Raw genomic sequence first — 15,544 nt, 5'->3', positions numbered from 1 at the left:
AGCGCTGCCGCGGGTTGGTTTTACCTGCTGCCTGGTTGTGCCGTCGCGGCACCGCGCCTTGCGCGTCGGCGCCGCGATACGGGCCAGCGATCAGCCCAGCTTGGCCAGGAACCCCAGCAGCGCCTGATTGAACTCCTCGGCATGGCTGGTGTTGCAGCCATGCGGCGCATCCTTCAGCAGCACCACGTCGCTGCCGGCGATGGCGCGATGGGTGCGCTGGCCCGAGCCCTCGTACGGCACGGTCGCGTCGGAGTCGCCGTGCAGCACCAGCGTCGGCACGTCGACCTTCTTGAGATCCTCGCGGAAATCGGTGGTGCCGAATGCCTGCATGCAGCCTAGCGCCGCAGTCTGGTCGCTCTGCAGGCACAGCGCGATCGCTTCCTGGCGCTGCGCCTCGCTCACCTTCAGCGTGCCGTGGGCGCTGAAGAAGCCACGGGTAAAGTCGTCGAAGAAGGTCTCTCGCGAGGCCTTCAGCCCCTGCTCCATCTCCTGCGCCTGTTCCTTGCTCAGCGGCCCTTCCGGGTTGTCCTCGGTCTTGAGCATGTACGGCGGCACCGCGGAGGCGAACACCACGCCGGCCAGCGCCTCGGTGCCATGCCGCGCGACGTAGCGCGCCACCTCGCCACCGCCCATCGAGAACCCGACCAGCACCGCGTCGCGCAGCTGCTTGTCCTCGATGATGCCGGCCAGGTCGTCGGCCAGGGTGTCGTACTCGTAGCCGTCGGCCGGCTTCTCGGAACGGCCGAAGCCGCGGCGATCGTAGGCGATGACCCGGTAGCCCGCCTGCTGCAGCGGACCGACCTGGTCCTTCCACGCCTCGGCCGACAGCGGCCAGCCATGGATCAGGATCACCGGACGACCGGCACCGCCGGTATCTTCGACATGCAGACGGACACGTGTGCTGGTGGTAGCCATGGGCAGGACCTCGTGGTGGGGAGTCGCGGCAGCTTCTCCCGCTCCATGTCCTGCCCGCGTGAGCGCCGTGTGTCGGGTCGTTTAACGCGGTGCGAAAGCGCTCAACCGATCCGCGACATGGCGCGGGTCAACTGCGCCAGCGCGTCCCGCGCAATGCTGTGGAAGGCCGCGGACATGTGCACGTCCTCGATGACGCGCTCCCAGAACGTCACCGCCATGCCGGCCGCTGCGCGCCAGTCGTCGCGCTGGTCCGGTGTCGGCAACGGCACCACATAGGCGCGCTCTACCACCTCGCCGCTGGCCGCAGGACGGAACGCCATCGGCAACATGTCGTAGATCGGTGCCAAGGCCAGCGGCAAGACATCGCCCAGCATCAGGCCCGCGTTGCCCAGATGCATGTCGTTGTTGCCGATCAGTGCGCCGAACCAGCCGCACACACGCAGGCGCTGCGCATCTGCGTCGCTCAGCCAGCCTTCGCGCTGCAGTTGCGGTGCGAACGACCACCAGTCGATGCGCCCATGGCCGAAGTAGGCCGCATCCACCGCGGCCAACGAGACGAAGCCGCGCCGTCCCAGCGCAGGCGTGCGGTCGAATCGCGTGGACTGCAGGAACACGCGACCGTCGCTCTCGAGCAGTTCGCTCTCGGCGGCGGCGATACCGTGCGCACGCAGGATGTCGCTGGCCAGGTGTTCACACCGCAGCAGGTCGCTCCAACGCTGCGCGGCCGGCGTGCCGGCACGCTCGCTGAACTTGACGATGACTGCGGTGTAGCCGCCTTCCGTGTGCAGGATTGCGGTGAACTTCGGTTGTTCGCCTCCTGCCGACGAGCCCACCGCCTCGCCACGCAAGACGGCGTTGGCGCGCTGCGGATAATGCTGGGATCGCTGCGCCTTCTCCAGCGCATCAGCCGGCTGCAGGGCGGCCTGTTGCGCACGCTGCAAGGCGAACTCGCCCAGGACCAGGTCGCCGGGCTGATCTTCGCCATGCCGCAGCAACGACAGGACGACATCGTCAGGCTGCCAGCGCTGCAGATCCTGCGGCGCGCCGATGTCTTCGGCGACGCGCCGTGCGAAGGCACGGCCGAGGAAGCCTTGCGGGCGCTGATCGTCCAGGAACCACGGCAGCCCAGGGAACACGCCATCGGCGAATTCACCATGCATCAGGACCGGTCGCGCGTTCTGCGGAACGAACAGAAATCCATCGCCGTGCATGGCATGGAGATCGCCAAGCGTCTCGGCGCGCCCGTCAGGACGCAGACGGAACAGCGGCCAGCGCCGACCTGCCCGGCCCAGCGTGCGGCTGAGCGCATAGCGCGTGGCACGTGCCTTGCCGATTCGTAGCACCTGATCGCCGGCGGCGCTGAGCAGACGCGAGACCGTCGACTGGCTGACACCGAGCGCCGCTGCAATACGAGGTGCCGTCGCCATCCCCTCATGGCGCAGAATGGCAATCAGATCGCGTAGCCGGGCCTCGCTCATTCCCGGATTGAATAGATTTATGAATAGATAGTCAAGAGAACTAGACTTTTAAGCACCTGTATTACTTAACAAATGCCCAGATACCAGCCCTCTTGTGACTGCTTCCTTGAATAGATACCTGAAGCGATGGATGGCCAGCCTGCCGAACCTAAGGCAAGCGCCCTGGTGGGCGCTCGCCTGACGGCACGATCCGGCAGAAGCGCAAGCGACGAGGCTACGTCCAATTGTCGTTGCCGAAGTCGCCGTCGTCCTGGAAGTCCTGGCCCATGTCCTGCTGGGGCGTGTCGTCGTAGTAGTTGTTGGTGATGTTCTCGACCACCGTCTCCTGCGGCGCGCCGCCGCCGAACAGGCCGCCGCCGTGGTGGCCGCCCAGCAGGCTTTCCACGCCCTCGAACAGGAACATGCCGCCGGCCACGCCGGCCGCCGTGGTGGCCGCGGTGCTGAGGAAGCTGGGGCCACGCGCGGCGGCCGGTGCCGGCGTCGGCTCCGCGGCCGCAGCGCCACCACCGAACCAGCGCTCGCGCCAGCCGGGCGCACCGGCGCCCGCGACGCCTGTGGCGGCGGGCGCCGGGGGCAACGGCGGCGGCGCCGCATTGAAGCCCTGGCCCAGGAAGCTGGCCGGCGGCGGTGGCGGAGCGGCCTGCTGCTGCAACTGCGCGATCTGCGCCTTGGCGGCCTCCAGCGCGTGCTCCAGCAGCAAGGTGCGCTGCACCAACAGATACGCGGCATCGGGTTGATCGGCCAGGCGCGCGTGGATCAGCGCGTCGGCCTGCGGATCTTTGGCCACCCCGCCGGCGCTGCGCAGGCGCGCCAGGAAGTCTTCGAGAAGCTGCTGTTCTTGCGGAGTCATACCCGTACCTGGATGCGATGACCGGCCCAGTGCCGGCACGGCACGGTATGGGCATGGCCCGGCGCAGGCCAAGGGTGCGTCCGAGCTCCGGTGTATCGGCATTCATCAATCACGCGCGCCAGGACAACCAGAACGGCGGCCGCACTGGCGAACTCCGACATTCTTCCGACAACGCGCGCCAGGTACGCCCCCCACTCCAAGCGCAGACGCCCTGATTATTCCTCGTCGATGTCCGAACTGGAGGAGGACGTCGCATGCGGCAGCCGCGCCGCCCACATGTTGTCGACCAGGTTCGGGTACGGGCGGCCATTCTCCTCGGCACGCTGCTTCGCCGCTTCCTTCTGCGACGGCGACAGCGGCTGGCTGCGCTGACCGCGCGGATTCGGCTTCTTCCAAGGAGGCGTCTTGGACGAGGGCATGGGCGTCACGGTGAGCGGAGAGGAACCATCGTGATCCGGCCATGCGTGCGTGCAGGGTGAAGGTGCCAGCGGTCGGCTGTGCCGACACTTAGCCGTTCAACATCTTGCCGGCGGAGGTGCGGCACTCCCCCCTTCGTCATTACATCAAACTCGCCAGACACCGGCTTGCTTGGCGATCCTCGCACTCCACGACGCGTAAGATTGCACCGCGCCAACTCGAGCCCACACTGCATCACCTCCACCATTGCCAGCCAACTGAGCGGAAGCCAGTATCGGCGTCGCCGAGCGATGGTTGGAATTGTTTACCCACCGGAATGTATATGAGCAAGCAACACACAGACATCAGCAAGTTCCTCAGCTTTGTGCTTCGCCACGAGCCACAGGCCGCTGGCATTACCCTCGACAGCGAAGGCTGGGCGGAGGTCGATGCGTTGATCGCAGGTGCTGCGCAAAGCGGCAGGACGCTCGACGCAGACCTCATTCGTGCCGTGGTGGACAGCAGCGACAAAAAACGTTTTGCGCTCTCGGAAGATGGCAGGCGCATCCGTGCCGTACAGGGCCATTCGACCGATAGCGTCGCCATCCAGTACGACGCCAAGGTGCCGCCGGAGTTCCTCTACCACGGCACCGCCACACGGTTTCTGGACGCGATCCTGGCCGAGGGCTTACGCGCGGGCCAACGGCATCATGTGCATCTGTCGCAAGACATCGCGACCGCGACCGCGGTCGGGCAACGTCATGGCAAGCCGGTTGTCCTGAAAGTCGAAGCCCTGCGAATGCACCAGCAGGGCTTTGCCTTCTTTCAGGCGGACAATGGCGTCTGGCTCACCCAGGCAGTTCCGAGCAGCTTTCTTTCGGAAATCTAGTTCCTGTGGCTATCTCGCTTGGACCCCCATACCGCGTGTGCGATTGGGCAGCGACATCCAGGGACTCATAATCCTTTGCTCCGATTTGGCGGGCGTTACGAGAAGATCCCTGCATTACTCCGAATTCACCCCCGCTAGCGCGAACACCCAGCGCGGCACCACCGGTTCGCCGGCATAGAAATCCTTGGGCTTGTCCTCGGCCATCGCCCAGCGGTGCAGCCAGCTGATCCCGCCAGGGCCGGTGTAGCCCTCGGCGTGGGTATAGGCGGGATCGCGCAATGCCTCCTCCAGGCCGATGAAGGCGTAGCCGCGGCGGCGCGTGGCCGCGACCAGCTCGGGGAAAGCAGCGGCGTTGAGTGCGTTGGCGTGCATCAGCCACACCTGCGGGATGCGGCGGCCGAACAGGGCCTGCGATTCGTGCTCGAAGAAATCCAGCTTGTTGAGCATGTACGGCACGTAGCCCTTGCGCAGGCGCAGCAGCATGGCGTCGCGCGCCGGGCCTGCCGGCTCGTCCAACACATGCGCGTAGGCGAACGCCCACACCCACTCGCCGCTGTCCACCGTAACCGGCGCGATGCGGTAGCCATGCGCTGCCAGGAACGCGTTGACCGCCTCGCGGTCGGCAACGCTGCGGCCGGTCGCCAGGTAGGGATGACGGAACCACTGCAGCGACTGGCCACGCTCCGTGAGCAACGGCCGCAAGGTGCGCTCGCCGCGCACGATCGCGTCCTCGTACGCCGGCACGCCGACCTGGTGCAGGTTCACGTGGCCGTAAGTGTGGTTGCCCAGCGCATAGCCGGCACCCAGCCAGTCGCGCAGCATCGCCACGCGTTGCGGCTGCACCTGGCCGTCCTGCTCCAGCTTGTCTTCGTTGACGAAGCCAACAATGGGTACCTGCGCCTGCCGCAGCGAGGCCATCAATTGCGCATGCAGTGCCGGCAATTGCGCCGGCGGTGTCTGCTCGATCCGCTGCCACGGCAGATCGTCGATGGTCACCGCGATGCGGCGCGTGTCGTCCTGGGCCTGGGCGAGTGCAGCAATGCACAGCAGGGCAGGCAGCAACAGGCAGCGAAGCAGTTTCATTGAACGTCCCTGAGATTGGGTGGTCAGTCTATACGGATGGCAGCCGCATCCGGCGTGGCACCTGTACTACACGCGACATCCGGCCCGCTCAATACTTCAGCGCATCCGCCGTCGGTGCCAGCGGCGCGAAGCGCGCGTCGCTGAAGTCATGCAGCAACTGGAAGGCCTGCTCACCCCGCTGCGCCACTTCGCGGAAGTCGCTCTTGCGCAGGCGATAGAGCCTGCCCTCGCGCGCGAACACCATGTCGCCACCGTCCCAGTCGGCCCAGTCGCTGCCCGGCAAATCGACCAGCACGGTGCCGTCGCGGTCCAGCACCCGATGATCCTGGCCATACCAGGCATGGTTTTCCTGGCCGACCGCATGCAGCAGCGACTGCAGGCGGCGGCCATTGGCGCCGAGCTTCTCGCGCACGCGCGGGCGGCTGAAGCGGAACAATGCGTCGCTGCGCAGTCCGCCACGTTCGCCCTCGCCGTCATCGCGCAACTGCCAACCATCGCGTTCGCGCAACACGCCGTCGATCGGCTCGTCCTCGCCGGCGCCCGACGACTTGCCGAACGGACGCACCTGCAGATCGTGCGGCAACTGGAAGCCGGTCGGCATCGGAAAAGGATCCCGCCCCTCGCGTGGCCGGTGGTTCAACAACAAGGTCCGATCGTCCTCGAACATCCCGCCGCCGCCCCAGCAGTCACCCTTCGGCCACAGCGACAGTGCGGTGAAGAACGGCGGCCGCGACAGCGCGGTCCAGGTGCCGAAGTCGCCGCGCTGCTTGGAGGCGAAGTACACCAGCAGCCGCCCCGACGGCGACAGATCGCAGCGCCGTTCGTAGATGCGCCCCTTGAACCACTGGCCGTGCACGAAGGTGTCGTCGCGCAGATCCCAGTGGATCAGTTGCACCTGCTTGCTCGGCCCGCGACGGAAGATCACACCGATGCGGGCGTCTCGCGCCAGCAGGGCGAACAGGCGCGTCGCCGGCGGGCGCTGCGACATTGAAGATTGTGCGGGCTCCATCTGCGGATCTCCTCGCAGGACAGGGCTGTCACAGTGGCAGACCCGCGGCACGGCGACAACCGCCGCCGGCACGCCGCATTCGCGACGCCACCACCGATGTCCGCAAAACGGCGGGCCACCCGGGCCCGCCTCTACCACTTCGCGCTACTTGGCGATCACCGACGTCCCCGACGGCACCATGTAGCAGGCCTGCGCCTTGGCACAGGCCTCGGCGTTGATCTCGGCGATCTGGCTGGCCAGGTACTGCTCCGGGGTCAGGCCCATGCGGTTGCGGTAGGCATTGTCCGCATCGGCCTTGGCCACCTGCTCCTGCTCGCGCTGGCGCTCGGCGGTGGTGGCTTCCACCAGGGTCTTGACCCGCTGCTGCTGCGCGGCGGTCAGGTTCATCTGCTGCAGCACGTCCGGGTTGGGGCGGGCGCGGCCGAGGGTGATGTTCTGGATCTGGATCGGCAGGCCCTGCTCCTTGACCAGAGCGCGCACGTTCTCGGTGACCGAGTCGTCGATCTTCCGCGCCGTATCCGGGTCGCTCATCATCCGCGTCATGTCGTAGCGCTTGACCTGGTCGCGCACGATCGCTGCGTACTGGCTGGCGACGTTGTTCTTGAACCAGTCCTGACCGAAGCCGGACAGCAACCGCGCCGGCGCGGTGATGCGGTATTGGATCTGCGTGGAGAAGTCCAACAGGATGTTGTCGCTGGACGAGAAGTCGTCAAACGCCACCTGCACCGTCTGCGGCGTGGTGTCCACGTACACCGCCGAGGTCGTCATCCACGTGTAGGTGCGGCCGGGATCGCGCACGTCGTCGAGGCGGATGCCGCCCTTGCCGAACAGCAGCGGCTTGTCCACCAGCACCGCCTGCTGCCCCGGATCGGGCGAGACCACGGTACAGCCGCACAGCAAGGCCGCCACGGCGGCGGCCAGCAGGAAATGTTTCATCGATGTCCCCCTGAAGAGACGGCGCCGCGCGCCGTCGTGTGCGGGGGATGCTAGCGCATCATGGGGGACGAGGCATCTGCTTGGGCATGGGCAGATAGGCCGTCCCTGGACCTACATAAGATTCGAATAGTCGCCGATCTGGTTGCAAACCTCTTTCGGCGGATTGCCCAACTTCACTACCCGGCGTTTGCGGGCATCCGTCTCTGCCTTGGGAGACACGATGCGGTACAGCAGGTAAAGACCATCCGTGGTTCTCCATAGGCCGAAGCTCGAGAGGTCCGAGAACTGGTAAGTCCCACCGTTCGACCGGCGAGCGGTGAAGGCGCACTCTGCGTAGCTCCCCCACCCGCAGCGAGCGTCCAGCGTCTGAAGTCCGGCGCTTCCGTCCAGATCGAAATGATAGGTACGGCCTGCATCACTTTCTACGACCATCGGGGTGATCTGTTTTACACCCACCGACGCTCCATCAGTCCAATCGCTGGCTTGGCTGCAAACGAGGTCGCCCCGATCTACTCCGACGGCGCGGGCAGCAGAAACATTCATACCCCCACCCAGGAAGGCCGCGATCAGCCACCATCGCACTTCTGTCATTCTTGCCGCCTTAGTCGATCTGTCATCTGTGAAATTGCCCTTCCAACTAGCCAAAGTCTGACCTGCTGTGACCCATCGCCGGACGCGCTCCTATTTCGCTTTCCCCGTGAATGCAATCAACAGTTCCGATCCGGCTTCCTCCAAGGCACCGACGTTACCCTCGAAGCGGACGGACACCCGGTATTGGCCGGGCGGCGTATCCCGGATAAAAGCCATGTCCAATTCGCGGTAGGTGACATTCGGAGCAATCAACCCCGCGGCTTCCATCGTTGTGACGTCCGCATCTGCCGCGAAGATAAGTGGCACATGCCCATCGCTGTCCAACGCCACGACTCGATACTCGGTACGCCCTATTTCTTCGCTCCGCTGCAATACCACCGGCTGCTCGCCTGCGCCTGTCAATCGATAGAGGTGCAACTGAACGGTCACGCCGGCATCGCGTAGGCGATCGACCTTGGCCGCTGCAGCCTCCCCATCTGCAGCAGCGACCCGCAATCCGATGAAGATCGGCGGCTCAGGATCATCCTCCTGGGGAGGAACAGCGAAATCGAGCGTGATGGCATCAGACAGGAGTTGCGGACTGAGCTTCCTGACCAGCGGCACGGTCGTCCTCGCTACAGGCGACTCCTTGCGATGGAGCCCCTGGCTGGACGCCACTGATTGAGCCGATTCGGGCTGGCATGCTGTCAGTTGCAACGTTGCGGCGATGAAGACAATGCAAAGCGCCTGCTTCGATTTCGCCATGAAATCACCTCAATGCTTATGCCATAGAAGCGCCGAATTGCATTCTCGCGCTAGCGCTCAGGAACGCTGATTGCTTCGGGCGCAAGGAATTGTCAGGGCCGGTCGAGCCCATCGTCTTGATCCATGCATTCTTGATCGAAAGGCAGATCCTTCCCTGCGACACTCGGATGAAGCGCAACGTCGCGCCGATAACCGGAACCATACTTTTGATAGCGAACAAGCAGTCCATTTTGTAGCCGGAACCGATCTTCTGGTCCTGAGAACGCGGGGCATGCGGCGTAGCTTTTTCCTCCATCTTCACTGCAATAGCGGATATACAACGTGCCCCCGCGTACTTCCCCCTGCAATTGCCCGTCATGGCCGTGCGCGTTGGTTCCCTCGCTCCAATCTCCGGTGACGTGATCGCCATGCTGCTGCAGATGCAGGCCCAGATAATGGCCCAAGTCGCATCTCTTGGCGTAACCCCACTCGCCGGAGAATGTGGTGGACTTGCTTGCGTAAGCGGAACCCGCACACGAGGTCATCAACCCCATCGCCACAACTCGCACGACCAGCGACAAGCGCCACCCGCATCGGTGCTGCCTCATCATCGGTAACCCCTTGTACATGGCCTGCAGCTCGTAGGCAGGGAAGATAGCAATCGGTTTCCCTGCGCTCCACCGACCTCCCACCAGATATCCACCCGCAGGCGAGCCTGTGCAGGGGCACACCGACTTGACGCGTAGCCGCATCGCGCGTTAAAGAGCAGCAGAGAAGACAGGATCGGCGAAAGGATATGGCGAAAACACTTCCTCTGAAGATGACCTGGCTGGTCTGCGCTGCGATCGCCACGCTGTGCACAGCCGCCTGTTCGGCACAACCACCGGACGCTGCCCCGAAGCCGGGAGCGCGCAAGGAACAGCCTGCCTTGGCGGCGCCGCATGTTGTGTCCGACAGCACTCCTCCGCCGGGCGAGTACATCACCGACAAGGGATGGGGTCGCCTGCTGATCAAGCAGCAAAACGGCACATTGACCTTCTCCCTGGAAAGCACCACGGGGGAAGACGTGTGCGAGCTGCATGGCGCGATAGAGGGACACACCGGCGTCGCCAAGGGGAACAAGGGCCAACCCACCTGCCAGGTGAAGTTCGCCAGTACGCCGCAGGGCATTGACGTAGCGGCTGCCACGCCCGCCGAATGCAAGACATTCTGCGGCTACAACGGGGATTTCGAGGCGCCCTACCTGCGGGTCAAGGATGGCTGTGGCCGGGACGCGCTGGACCGCACACGGACGACCTTCAAGCGTCTCTATGATGCGAAAGACTACAAGGCGGCGCTCGCTACCTTGTCGCCAGTCGTGCCTAGTTGCCTGCCGACGCTGGAATGGGAAGACGAAGGCGCCATTCGTAACGATCTGGCCATCACCCAATACAAAAATGGCATGTATGCGCAGTGCCTTTCCACACTCGACAAGTATGCGGAGGACGCTGCCAAGGACGACGACGCGGCCGTGGAAGGATGGACGCCAATGCTGGCGGACCGCTACCTGGCGATCGTGCGCGCAGCGAGAACCAACATCGGCCTGTGCCGCAAAGGCGCAACGAAGAAGTAGCCCCCAACGCGAGGGAGTGTCATGGCAGAAGGGAATGAGGGCACCACGCCGCCACCGGCGACCACACTGACGGATTCGGAGCTGCGCGCACTGGCCTACTTTGGCGTGGGCATTGGATCAGAAGGAGGCGACAGCGGGAAGAACGTCTCCTATCAACTCTCCTTCGCCGGCAATGTTCGCAATGGGGTGATGACCCCAGTGGGAAACAGCGGCTATTCCATCGGCACCTTGCAGACGGATTTGGGCCAGCATCCCGAGGTAGCTGCTTCTCTGGTGGAGGCGTATCAGACCTGGGCGGGCAGAGCCCATCCGGACTGGGTGCTCACCGAAGCGCAGCAAACCCAAACAGCCAGCGACCTCGGTCGCAACGGGCGCACGATCACAGCCCAGCAAGGTCGGGCCTTGGACGCGACCGTCAAATCGCACCTGGATACCTTCCTCACTTCGGATGCGGGCCTCACCTACGTCCACGAGCGTGACACTGCCCAGGTCAACTTGTTGATGCGGCCCGGTAGCGGGGTCAACCAGCTCCAAGAGACAGCGCTCTACCAAGGCGCGACACTGGACGAGCAGGCCAAACTGGCCACCATCGTGCTGAAGCTGGAGAACCAAGGCGGGGAGCGCTACTACCCGAGGATCATCGACGGCATCAGCAAAGGAACGATCACCAGCGCGGAAGACGCCCAAACTGTCGTCAACGGATTTCTGCCCAATCGTGGTGGGCGAAGCCGAACCGAACCCGACTATATCGAGACCGGCGCTGCGCACGCCCTTGAAGCGACAGATGTCTTCAACGCCTTGCGCAATGCGGACGCGCGCAGCCCGCTACATCAACCATGGCAGAACGTATTGGCCAATCCACTGGTCAACCCCACGCAGACAGGGCAGGACGCGGCAAGGCCGAATCTCAGCGCGGAATACACGACGGTCAAGAATCTGTTCCTGCAGAAGAGCAATGCCCCTGCGCTGATCGAAGCATTGAACCAGGGCGGAGCCTACGGCTACAACGTCCCTGATCGTCAGGGGCGTCCCCGGCCGCAGTCCACCAGCCTGTATGCCTCGGGCGACGACTTCGTCGTGATGGACGGGAACGGAGCGGGGAAGGCCTACATCGGCGGCGCTTGGAGCGACGTGAATCGCGCCGACCTCACGCGCGTCAATAACCACGACGGCACCGTCGATCTGAACATCAGCCGCGGCGGCACTACCGATCGGCTGCTCCACCTGGATCCGAATGCACCGGTCTTGCGTCCGCCGCAACCAGTAACCGACCCGGTCGATCAGACACCCCCCACACCTATGCAGCAGGCACCGCTCCCCGGGACCGGAGAGCGCGGCGGCCAACGACAAGGCGCCATTGAATCCAACCCAACGCCACTATTGCCGACAGACCTGCGCGATCCCGCGCATCCCGGAAACGCTGCATTTCAGCGCACCCTCGGCGAAGTCCACCGCATGGAGGATGGGCAAGGCATTCCGCATGGACCGCACAGCGAGAAGGTAGCCGCTGCACTGATGGTAGAAGCGGAGCGAAGCAAGCAAGGCATCACCAATGTCGAGATGCGGGCCGATGGCCAGGTTCAGGGTGTCGCGCGCTACAACGCCTTCGAATCCGAAAAGCGTGTGAACGTGGATCCGCAAAGCGCTCAATCGGGAACCATGGAGACCTACGCTGCGCAGTGGTCCCAGGCGCGCTCAGCCCATTACGCCAGCAACGCACCAGCAGCGGAGCGAGTACCCGAACAAAGCCAGGCATTGGCCCTGCTCCCACCCGAGGATCGGCAGATGTTTGACAAGATCCGCGGCGCGACGCCCGGCCATCTCTCGGACGATGTGGTGGCAAAGGCGTTGTATGCAGCGAAGCAGGATGGCATCGCGGACGCGTCCAAGATTGATAGTGTGCACATGCTGGGAGACCGTCTTGTGGTGAGCGGGACGACGCCCGGCTTCCGTGGCGTGGTGGATGTTTCACAACCAACGCCGCCGCTGCAGGAAACCGCGCATCAAACATTGGCACTCAACCAACAACAGGCGATCGCGCAGCAACAGGATGAGACTCAACGGCAGCAGCGGGCGCAGGACACAGCTACCAGAACGGTGTGAGCGGCATACGCTGAGCGCGGTCGCATCGTCGGTAAAGCTCCAATTGCACTGGCGTCCTCTGTAGGCGGCACAGCCGCGGGACCGCCTGGAAACTTGTTCTTCGTGTCCGCGCTCAAACCGGTTCGCATAGTGACGGCCACTCGATTCTGCATGGCCGAACGGCTGGATGACACCCCTGACCAACGCACAAACATTTGAATACGTCGCAGGAGCTACAAGCGACCACAGTATGGCGACTCCACTGCCGCCTCAGCGAAGAGCTTTCAGGCAGAACTGCTGCATCGCGTTGCCTTCTTGCGATGCTTTGGTCACCGCACCATTGCGCAAGAACGGCATCAAATCTCTCGTCACCGAAAGACCCACGGCATTGGATGCCGCGACGCTTTCCGAGACACCTTTGACGTGAGGAGCGAGGGCAATCGAAGGTAGATCCTCGCTCCTCACCCATCCCAGTGCCTGCAGTTGCGCGCATGCACCCATCGTGTAAGCCAGGCGTTCTTCCTTTTGCATCTCGGACGTCGTGCCGCTGAGGCCACGCAGCAGGTGGAATGTTTCGTGGGCCGTCGTGGAGACGACGTTCGCGGCAACCAGATCGCGTTCCTTGTCCAGGGCGAATGCATAGCGCGCGCTAGCCCTTGCCGCCGTTGCCAGCGACGACGTGCGGGCAATGATTTGCCGATCTGGACTGATCAGATCCACAGTCAGCTCCAACTTCACGTCGGGTAAGGTGGACGCGGCGACAGCGTACTGTAGTGATGCCAGCACCGCGGCACAGGCGGGCGCAGCATAGGGCTCTGCACTCTCCTGTCGTCGCAAGGCGACGTGTAGCGCTCCGCTGCGACACTCGTCAGTGACACTGAACTTTTCGGCCGCGCGTGCGCTACCAGGAAACACGCTCACGGTTCTGACGACGAACACCGGCCCGATCTTGGTCACCGCCGTGGCGTGCGCGCCCTCTTTGGCAATCAGGTTGGCAGGTGGCACCTCGATCGAGGCGCAGGCTGGCAACAGCAAAAGCGCCATCGCCAGTGCGATGGCGCAGACGTGCCACCGCACCGCACGCACGGCATCCCGTGTCAGCGTGAGGTCGATGGCCACAACTGGCCCAGCGCCGCCACCGCGCGTTCGAGCACAGGGTCCTTGCCGTCGCGTAGGTCGGTGCGGGTCGGTGCGGCCACAATGTCCGGCAGCACGCCGACGCCGACGAAGTCGGTGCCGTCGGGGTAGCTGTCGCGTTTGACGCAGATCCGCGCCGAGCCGCCGCCGGGCAGGGCCAGCAGCAACGGCTGGCCGGTGCTCCCGCCGGTCGCCTGCCCCAGCAATGGGCCGCGCCGCATCAGCCGGAACACCGCCGCCGTGTCCTCGCCAGCGGAGAACGTCCCCGCGTCCACCAGCATCGCCACTGGGCCGGAATAGGCGTTCGGTTCGGGTGCCACCGGCTCTGTCTGCACCGGCCGCCACTCGATCAGCCTGGCCCCGCGTGCCTGCGCCAGCGACGAGCCGTTGTCGCGCTCGGCCGAGCGTAGCGATGGCAACGGCGCCGCGGCGACGTAGCGCAGAATCTGCAAGCCGAACCACGTGTTGCCGCCACCATTGCCGCGCAGGTCCAGGACCAGTCCGCGCGCGGCACGCACGCGTGGCAGTGCCTGCTTGAGCGCCTGCAGGCTGGCATCGTTCTCCAACTGCGGCACACGCAGCACCGCCACGCCATCGCGGCGAATGCGCAGCAGCGGCGCCTCCGGCACCTTCATCGTGGTATAGCCGCTGCGCGCGGCACGCACCTCGCTGCGGTGCCCGTCGGCGTGCTCCACCGATAGCCGCACCGGGGTGGCGGCATCGCCGGCCAGCAAGGCGTAGGTATACATACGCAGCTGCAAGTTTTGGGGGGTGGAACTGCTGAGCTGCGGACGCACCACCCGCTGCGCGTAGTGCACCACCGGCTCGCCGTCGATCGCAAGGATGCGGTCGCCGCGTGCCACCCCTTGGCGGCGCAGCGCGACATCACTGACCGAGGTCACCACCACCTCCCCGTCCAGCCAGGCCGTCCGCAGCCCGGGACGGGCATACCAATGGTCCTCCAGTTCCTTGGGCGGAAAGATCCCGGTGTGTCCGTCGTGCAACTGCGCCAGGAACCGCGCCAGCACACGGTAGTAGGTGTCGGTATCCGCCGCGCGCTGGACCAGCGGCAGCGTCTCCAGGTACAGGCGGTCCCAGTCCAGGTCGGGCACGTGGTCGAACCAGACGAAGCGATCGCGCGCGGCCATCCACACCTGCGACAACCCGGCCACGCGCTGGGCTTCGGTCAGCTGCACGGCGTAAGGCACCACGATCGAAGGCGCCGTGGCATCGCGCACCGCCAGCGCTTCGTGGCGCCGGACCTCGGCCAGGCGCGGATCGTCCAGCAACGCCGCCGTCGCCGGGTCCTTGTCCACCACGAAGTCGATCAGCCCCTCATGCCAGGACATCGCGTCCAGGGCGCGCCAGGCCGCCATCGCCGCGTCGCGGTCGCCGAGCCACACCTGCACCCGCACCAGATCGCCCAGCAGGTTCAGGCGGCGGAAGCGCAGCGTCTTGCCGCCCTCGGCGAGCGCTGCAACCGTCGGATCGTCCAGATACTGCAATCCCTGCTGCAGGGCATCGCGTGCCTGCAGCAGGTCCTCACGCGTGCTCTTGGCACCGTGCTCGCTGAGCTGACTGGCCCGGTCGCGGAAAGCGGTGGCCCGTGCATAGGCCTGATCGGCCGGCGTTTCCGCCGCCCCCACCGACGGCAACAGCAGCAACCACAACAGCGCACCCCATCCGTAGCTTCGCATCGCACCCTCGCGCTCGAGCGTTTGAATCGTAGGACGCAGTATCAGACATCTGCTGCACGCGAGCATCTGGACGGCGCCGGGCGGCTGCGGTGACCAGTCGGTGTGCGGTGGCCATGGGCCGTACCCTGCGCTCGCCCGGGCCGCCG

General features: G+C 65.0%; 15 protein-coding genes. 3 read left to right on the top strand and 12 right to left on the bottom strand.

Annotated elements, in window-relative coordinates; genetic code table 11:
• Positions 1-90: 90 nt before the first annotated feature.
• The 4 genes from AC1G9L_RS02500 to AC1G9L_RS02485 all read right to left on the bottom strand — a co-directional run bounded on the left by AC1G9L_RS02500 (position 91) and on the right by AC1G9L_RS02485 (position 3,662).
• Entirely contained in the window at positions 91-915 is an 825-nt protein-coding gene (locus AC1G9L_RS02500; RefSeq protein WP_481070214.1) for an alpha/beta fold hydrolase, read from the bottom strand.
• 101 nt (positions 916-1,016) lie between these two features.
• Entirely contained in the window at positions 1,017-2,393 is a 1,377-nt protein-coding gene (gene yjjJ / locus AC1G9L_RS02495; RefSeq protein ID WP_481070213.1) for a type II toxin-antitoxin system HipA family toxin YjjJ, read from the bottom strand.
• Between the two features lie 214 nt (positions 2,394-2,607).
• Entirely contained in the window at positions 2,608-3,243 is a 636-nt protein-coding gene (locus tag AC1G9L_RS02490) for a DUF2076 family protein (protein ID WP_104609599.1), read from the bottom strand.
• A gap of 215 nt (positions 3,244-3,458) precedes the next feature.
• Positions 3,459-3,662, bottom strand: a complete 204-nt coding sequence (locus tag AC1G9L_RS02485) for a hypothetical protein (protein WP_017907992.1) — start codon at positions 3,660-3,662, stop codon at positions 3,459-3,461.
• 320 nt (positions 3,663-3,982) lie between these two features.
• Here AC1G9L_RS02485 and AC1G9L_RS02480 point away from each other — a divergent pair, with 320 nt between their 5' ends.
• Positions 3,983-4,528 (top strand): RNA 2'-phosphotransferase, encoded by a 546-nt coding sequence (locus AC1G9L_RS02480; RefSeq protein WP_029561686.1) that lies wholly within the window; start codon positions 3,983-3,985, stop codon positions 4,526-4,528.
• Between the two features lie 114 nt (positions 4,529-4,642).
• Here the strand turns inward: AC1G9L_RS02480 and AC1G9L_RS02475 are convergent, their stop codons facing one another.
• The 6 genes from AC1G9L_RS02475 to AC1G9L_RS02450 all read right to left on the bottom strand — a co-directional run bounded on the left by AC1G9L_RS02475 (position 4,643) and on the right by AC1G9L_RS02450 (position 9,451).
• Complete coding sequence (locus AC1G9L_RS02475; RefSeq protein WP_019799101.1) at positions 4,643-5,611, bottom strand: polysaccharide deacetylase family protein; 969 nt, start codon at positions 5,609-5,611, stop codon at positions 4,643-4,645.
• Positions 5,612-5,699: 88 nt separating this feature from the next.
• Positions 5,700-6,599, bottom strand: a complete 900-nt coding sequence (locus AC1G9L_RS02470) for a hypothetical protein (protein ID WP_019799100.1) — start codon at positions 6,597-6,599, stop codon at positions 5,700-5,702.
• A gap of 165 nt (positions 6,600-6,764) precedes the next feature.
• On the bottom strand, positions 6,765-7,544 hold the full coding sequence (locus AC1G9L_RS02465; RefSeq protein WP_019797028.1) for an SPFH domain-containing protein: 780 nt from the start codon (positions 7,542-7,544) through the stop codon (positions 6,765-6,767).
• Between the two features lie 123 nt (positions 7,545-7,667).
• Positions 7,668-8,147, bottom strand: a complete 480-nt coding sequence (locus AC1G9L_RS02460) for a hypothetical protein (RefSeq protein ID WP_481070212.1) — start codon at positions 8,145-8,147, stop codon at positions 7,668-7,670.
• A gap of 90 nt (positions 8,148-8,237) precedes the next feature.
• Positions 8,238-8,891 (bottom strand): hypothetical protein, encoded by a 654-nt coding sequence (locus AC1G9L_RS02455; RefSeq protein WP_019799098.1) that lies wholly within the window; start codon positions 8,889-8,891, stop codon positions 8,238-8,240.
• 92 nt (positions 8,892-8,983) lie between these two features.
• A complete protein-coding gene (locus tag AC1G9L_RS02450; protein WP_481070211.1) occupies positions 8,984-9,451 on the bottom strand; it encodes a hypothetical protein in 468 nt (155 codons plus the stop codon).
• 215 nt (positions 9,452-9,666) lie between these two features.
• On the opposite strand from AC1G9L_RS02450, the gene AC1G9L_RS02445 reads away from it, so the two are divergent.
• Positions 9,667-10,482 (top strand): hypothetical protein, encoded by an 816-nt coding sequence (locus AC1G9L_RS02445; RefSeq protein WP_481070210.1) that lies wholly within the window; start codon positions 9,667-9,669, stop codon positions 10,480-10,482.
• A gap of 21 nt (positions 10,483-10,503) precedes the next feature.
• Positions 10,504-12,585 (top strand): XVIPCD domain-containing protein, encoded by a 2,082-nt coding sequence (locus tag AC1G9L_RS02440; RefSeq protein ID WP_481070209.1) that lies wholly within the window; start codon positions 10,504-10,506, stop codon positions 12,583-12,585.
• Between the two features lie 249 nt (positions 12,586-12,834).
• Here AC1G9L_RS02440 and AC1G9L_RS02435 read toward each other — a convergent pair whose 3' ends face one another.
• The gene (locus AC1G9L_RS02435) at positions 12,835-13,683 is read right to left on the bottom strand and encodes a hypothetical protein (RefSeq protein WP_019799094.1); all 849 of its coding nucleotides are present in this window, start codon (positions 13,681-13,683) and stop codon (positions 12,835-12,837) included.
• On the bottom strand, positions 13,662-15,398 hold the full coding sequence (locus AC1G9L_RS02430) for a S41 family peptidase (RefSeq protein ID WP_019799093.1): 1,737 nt from the start codon (positions 15,396-15,398) through the stop codon (positions 13,662-13,664). Before AC1G9L_RS02430 ends, AC1G9L_RS02435 begins: the two co-directional genes overlap by 22 nt.
• Between the last annotated feature and the right edge of the window lie 146 nt (positions 15,399-15,544).

It is taken from the genome of Xanthomonas sp. NCPPB 1132 (assembly GCF_056629235.1).
This window is presented reverse-complemented; position numbering and strand designations above follow the sequence as displayed.

Excerpts from the sequence above, each read along its gene's own strand:
- AC1G9L_RS02455 (WP_019799098.1), bottom strand. The coding sequence starts at position 8,891 with ATGGCGAAATCGAAGCAGGCGCTTTGCATTGTCTTCATCGCCGCAACG.
- AC1G9L_RS02460 (WP_481070212.1), bottom strand. The coding sequence starts at position 8,147 with ATGACAGAAGTGCGATGGTGGCTGATCGCGGCCTTCCTGGGTGGGGGT.
- AC1G9L_RS02430 (WP_019799093.1), bottom strand. The coding sequence starts at position 15,398 with ATGCGAAGCTACGGATGGGGTGCGCTGTTGTGGTTGCTGCTGTTGCCG.
- AC1G9L_RS02490 (WP_104609599.1), bottom strand. The coding sequence starts at position 3,243 with ATGACTCCGCAAGAACAGCAGCTTCTCGAAGACTTCCTGGCGCGCCTG.
- AC1G9L_RS02445 (WP_481070210.1), top strand. The coding sequence starts at position 9,667 with ATGGCGAAAACACTTCCTCTGAAGATGACCTGGCTGGTCTGCGCTGCG.
- AC1G9L_RS02480 (WP_029561686.1), top strand. The coding sequence starts at position 3,983 with ATGAGCAAGCAACACACAGACATCAGCAAGTTCCTCAGCTTTGTGCTT.
- yjjJ (WP_481070213.1), bottom strand. The coding sequence starts at position 2,393 with ATGAGCGAGGCCCGGCTACGCGATCTGATTGCCATTCTGCGCCATGAG.
- AC1G9L_RS02440 (WP_481070209.1), top strand. The coding sequence starts at position 10,504 with ATGGCAGAAGGGAATGAGGGCACCACGCCGCCACCGGCGACCACACTG.
- AC1G9L_RS02485 (WP_017907992.1), bottom strand. The coding sequence starts at position 3,662 with ATGCCCTCGTCCAAGACGCCTCCTTGGAAGAAGCCGAATCCGCGCGGT.
- AC1G9L_RS02470 (WP_019799100.1), bottom strand. The coding sequence starts at position 6,599 with ATGTCGCAGCGCCCGCCGGCGACGCGCCTGTTCGCCCTGCTGGCGCGA.
- AC1G9L_RS02475 (WP_019799101.1), bottom strand. The coding sequence starts at position 5,611 with ATGAAACTGCTTCGCTGCCTGTTGCTGCCTGCCCTGCTGTGCATTGCT.
- AC1G9L_RS02500 (WP_481070214.1), bottom strand. The coding sequence starts at position 915 with ATGGCTACCACCAGCACACGTGTCCGTCTGCATGTCGAAGATACCGGC.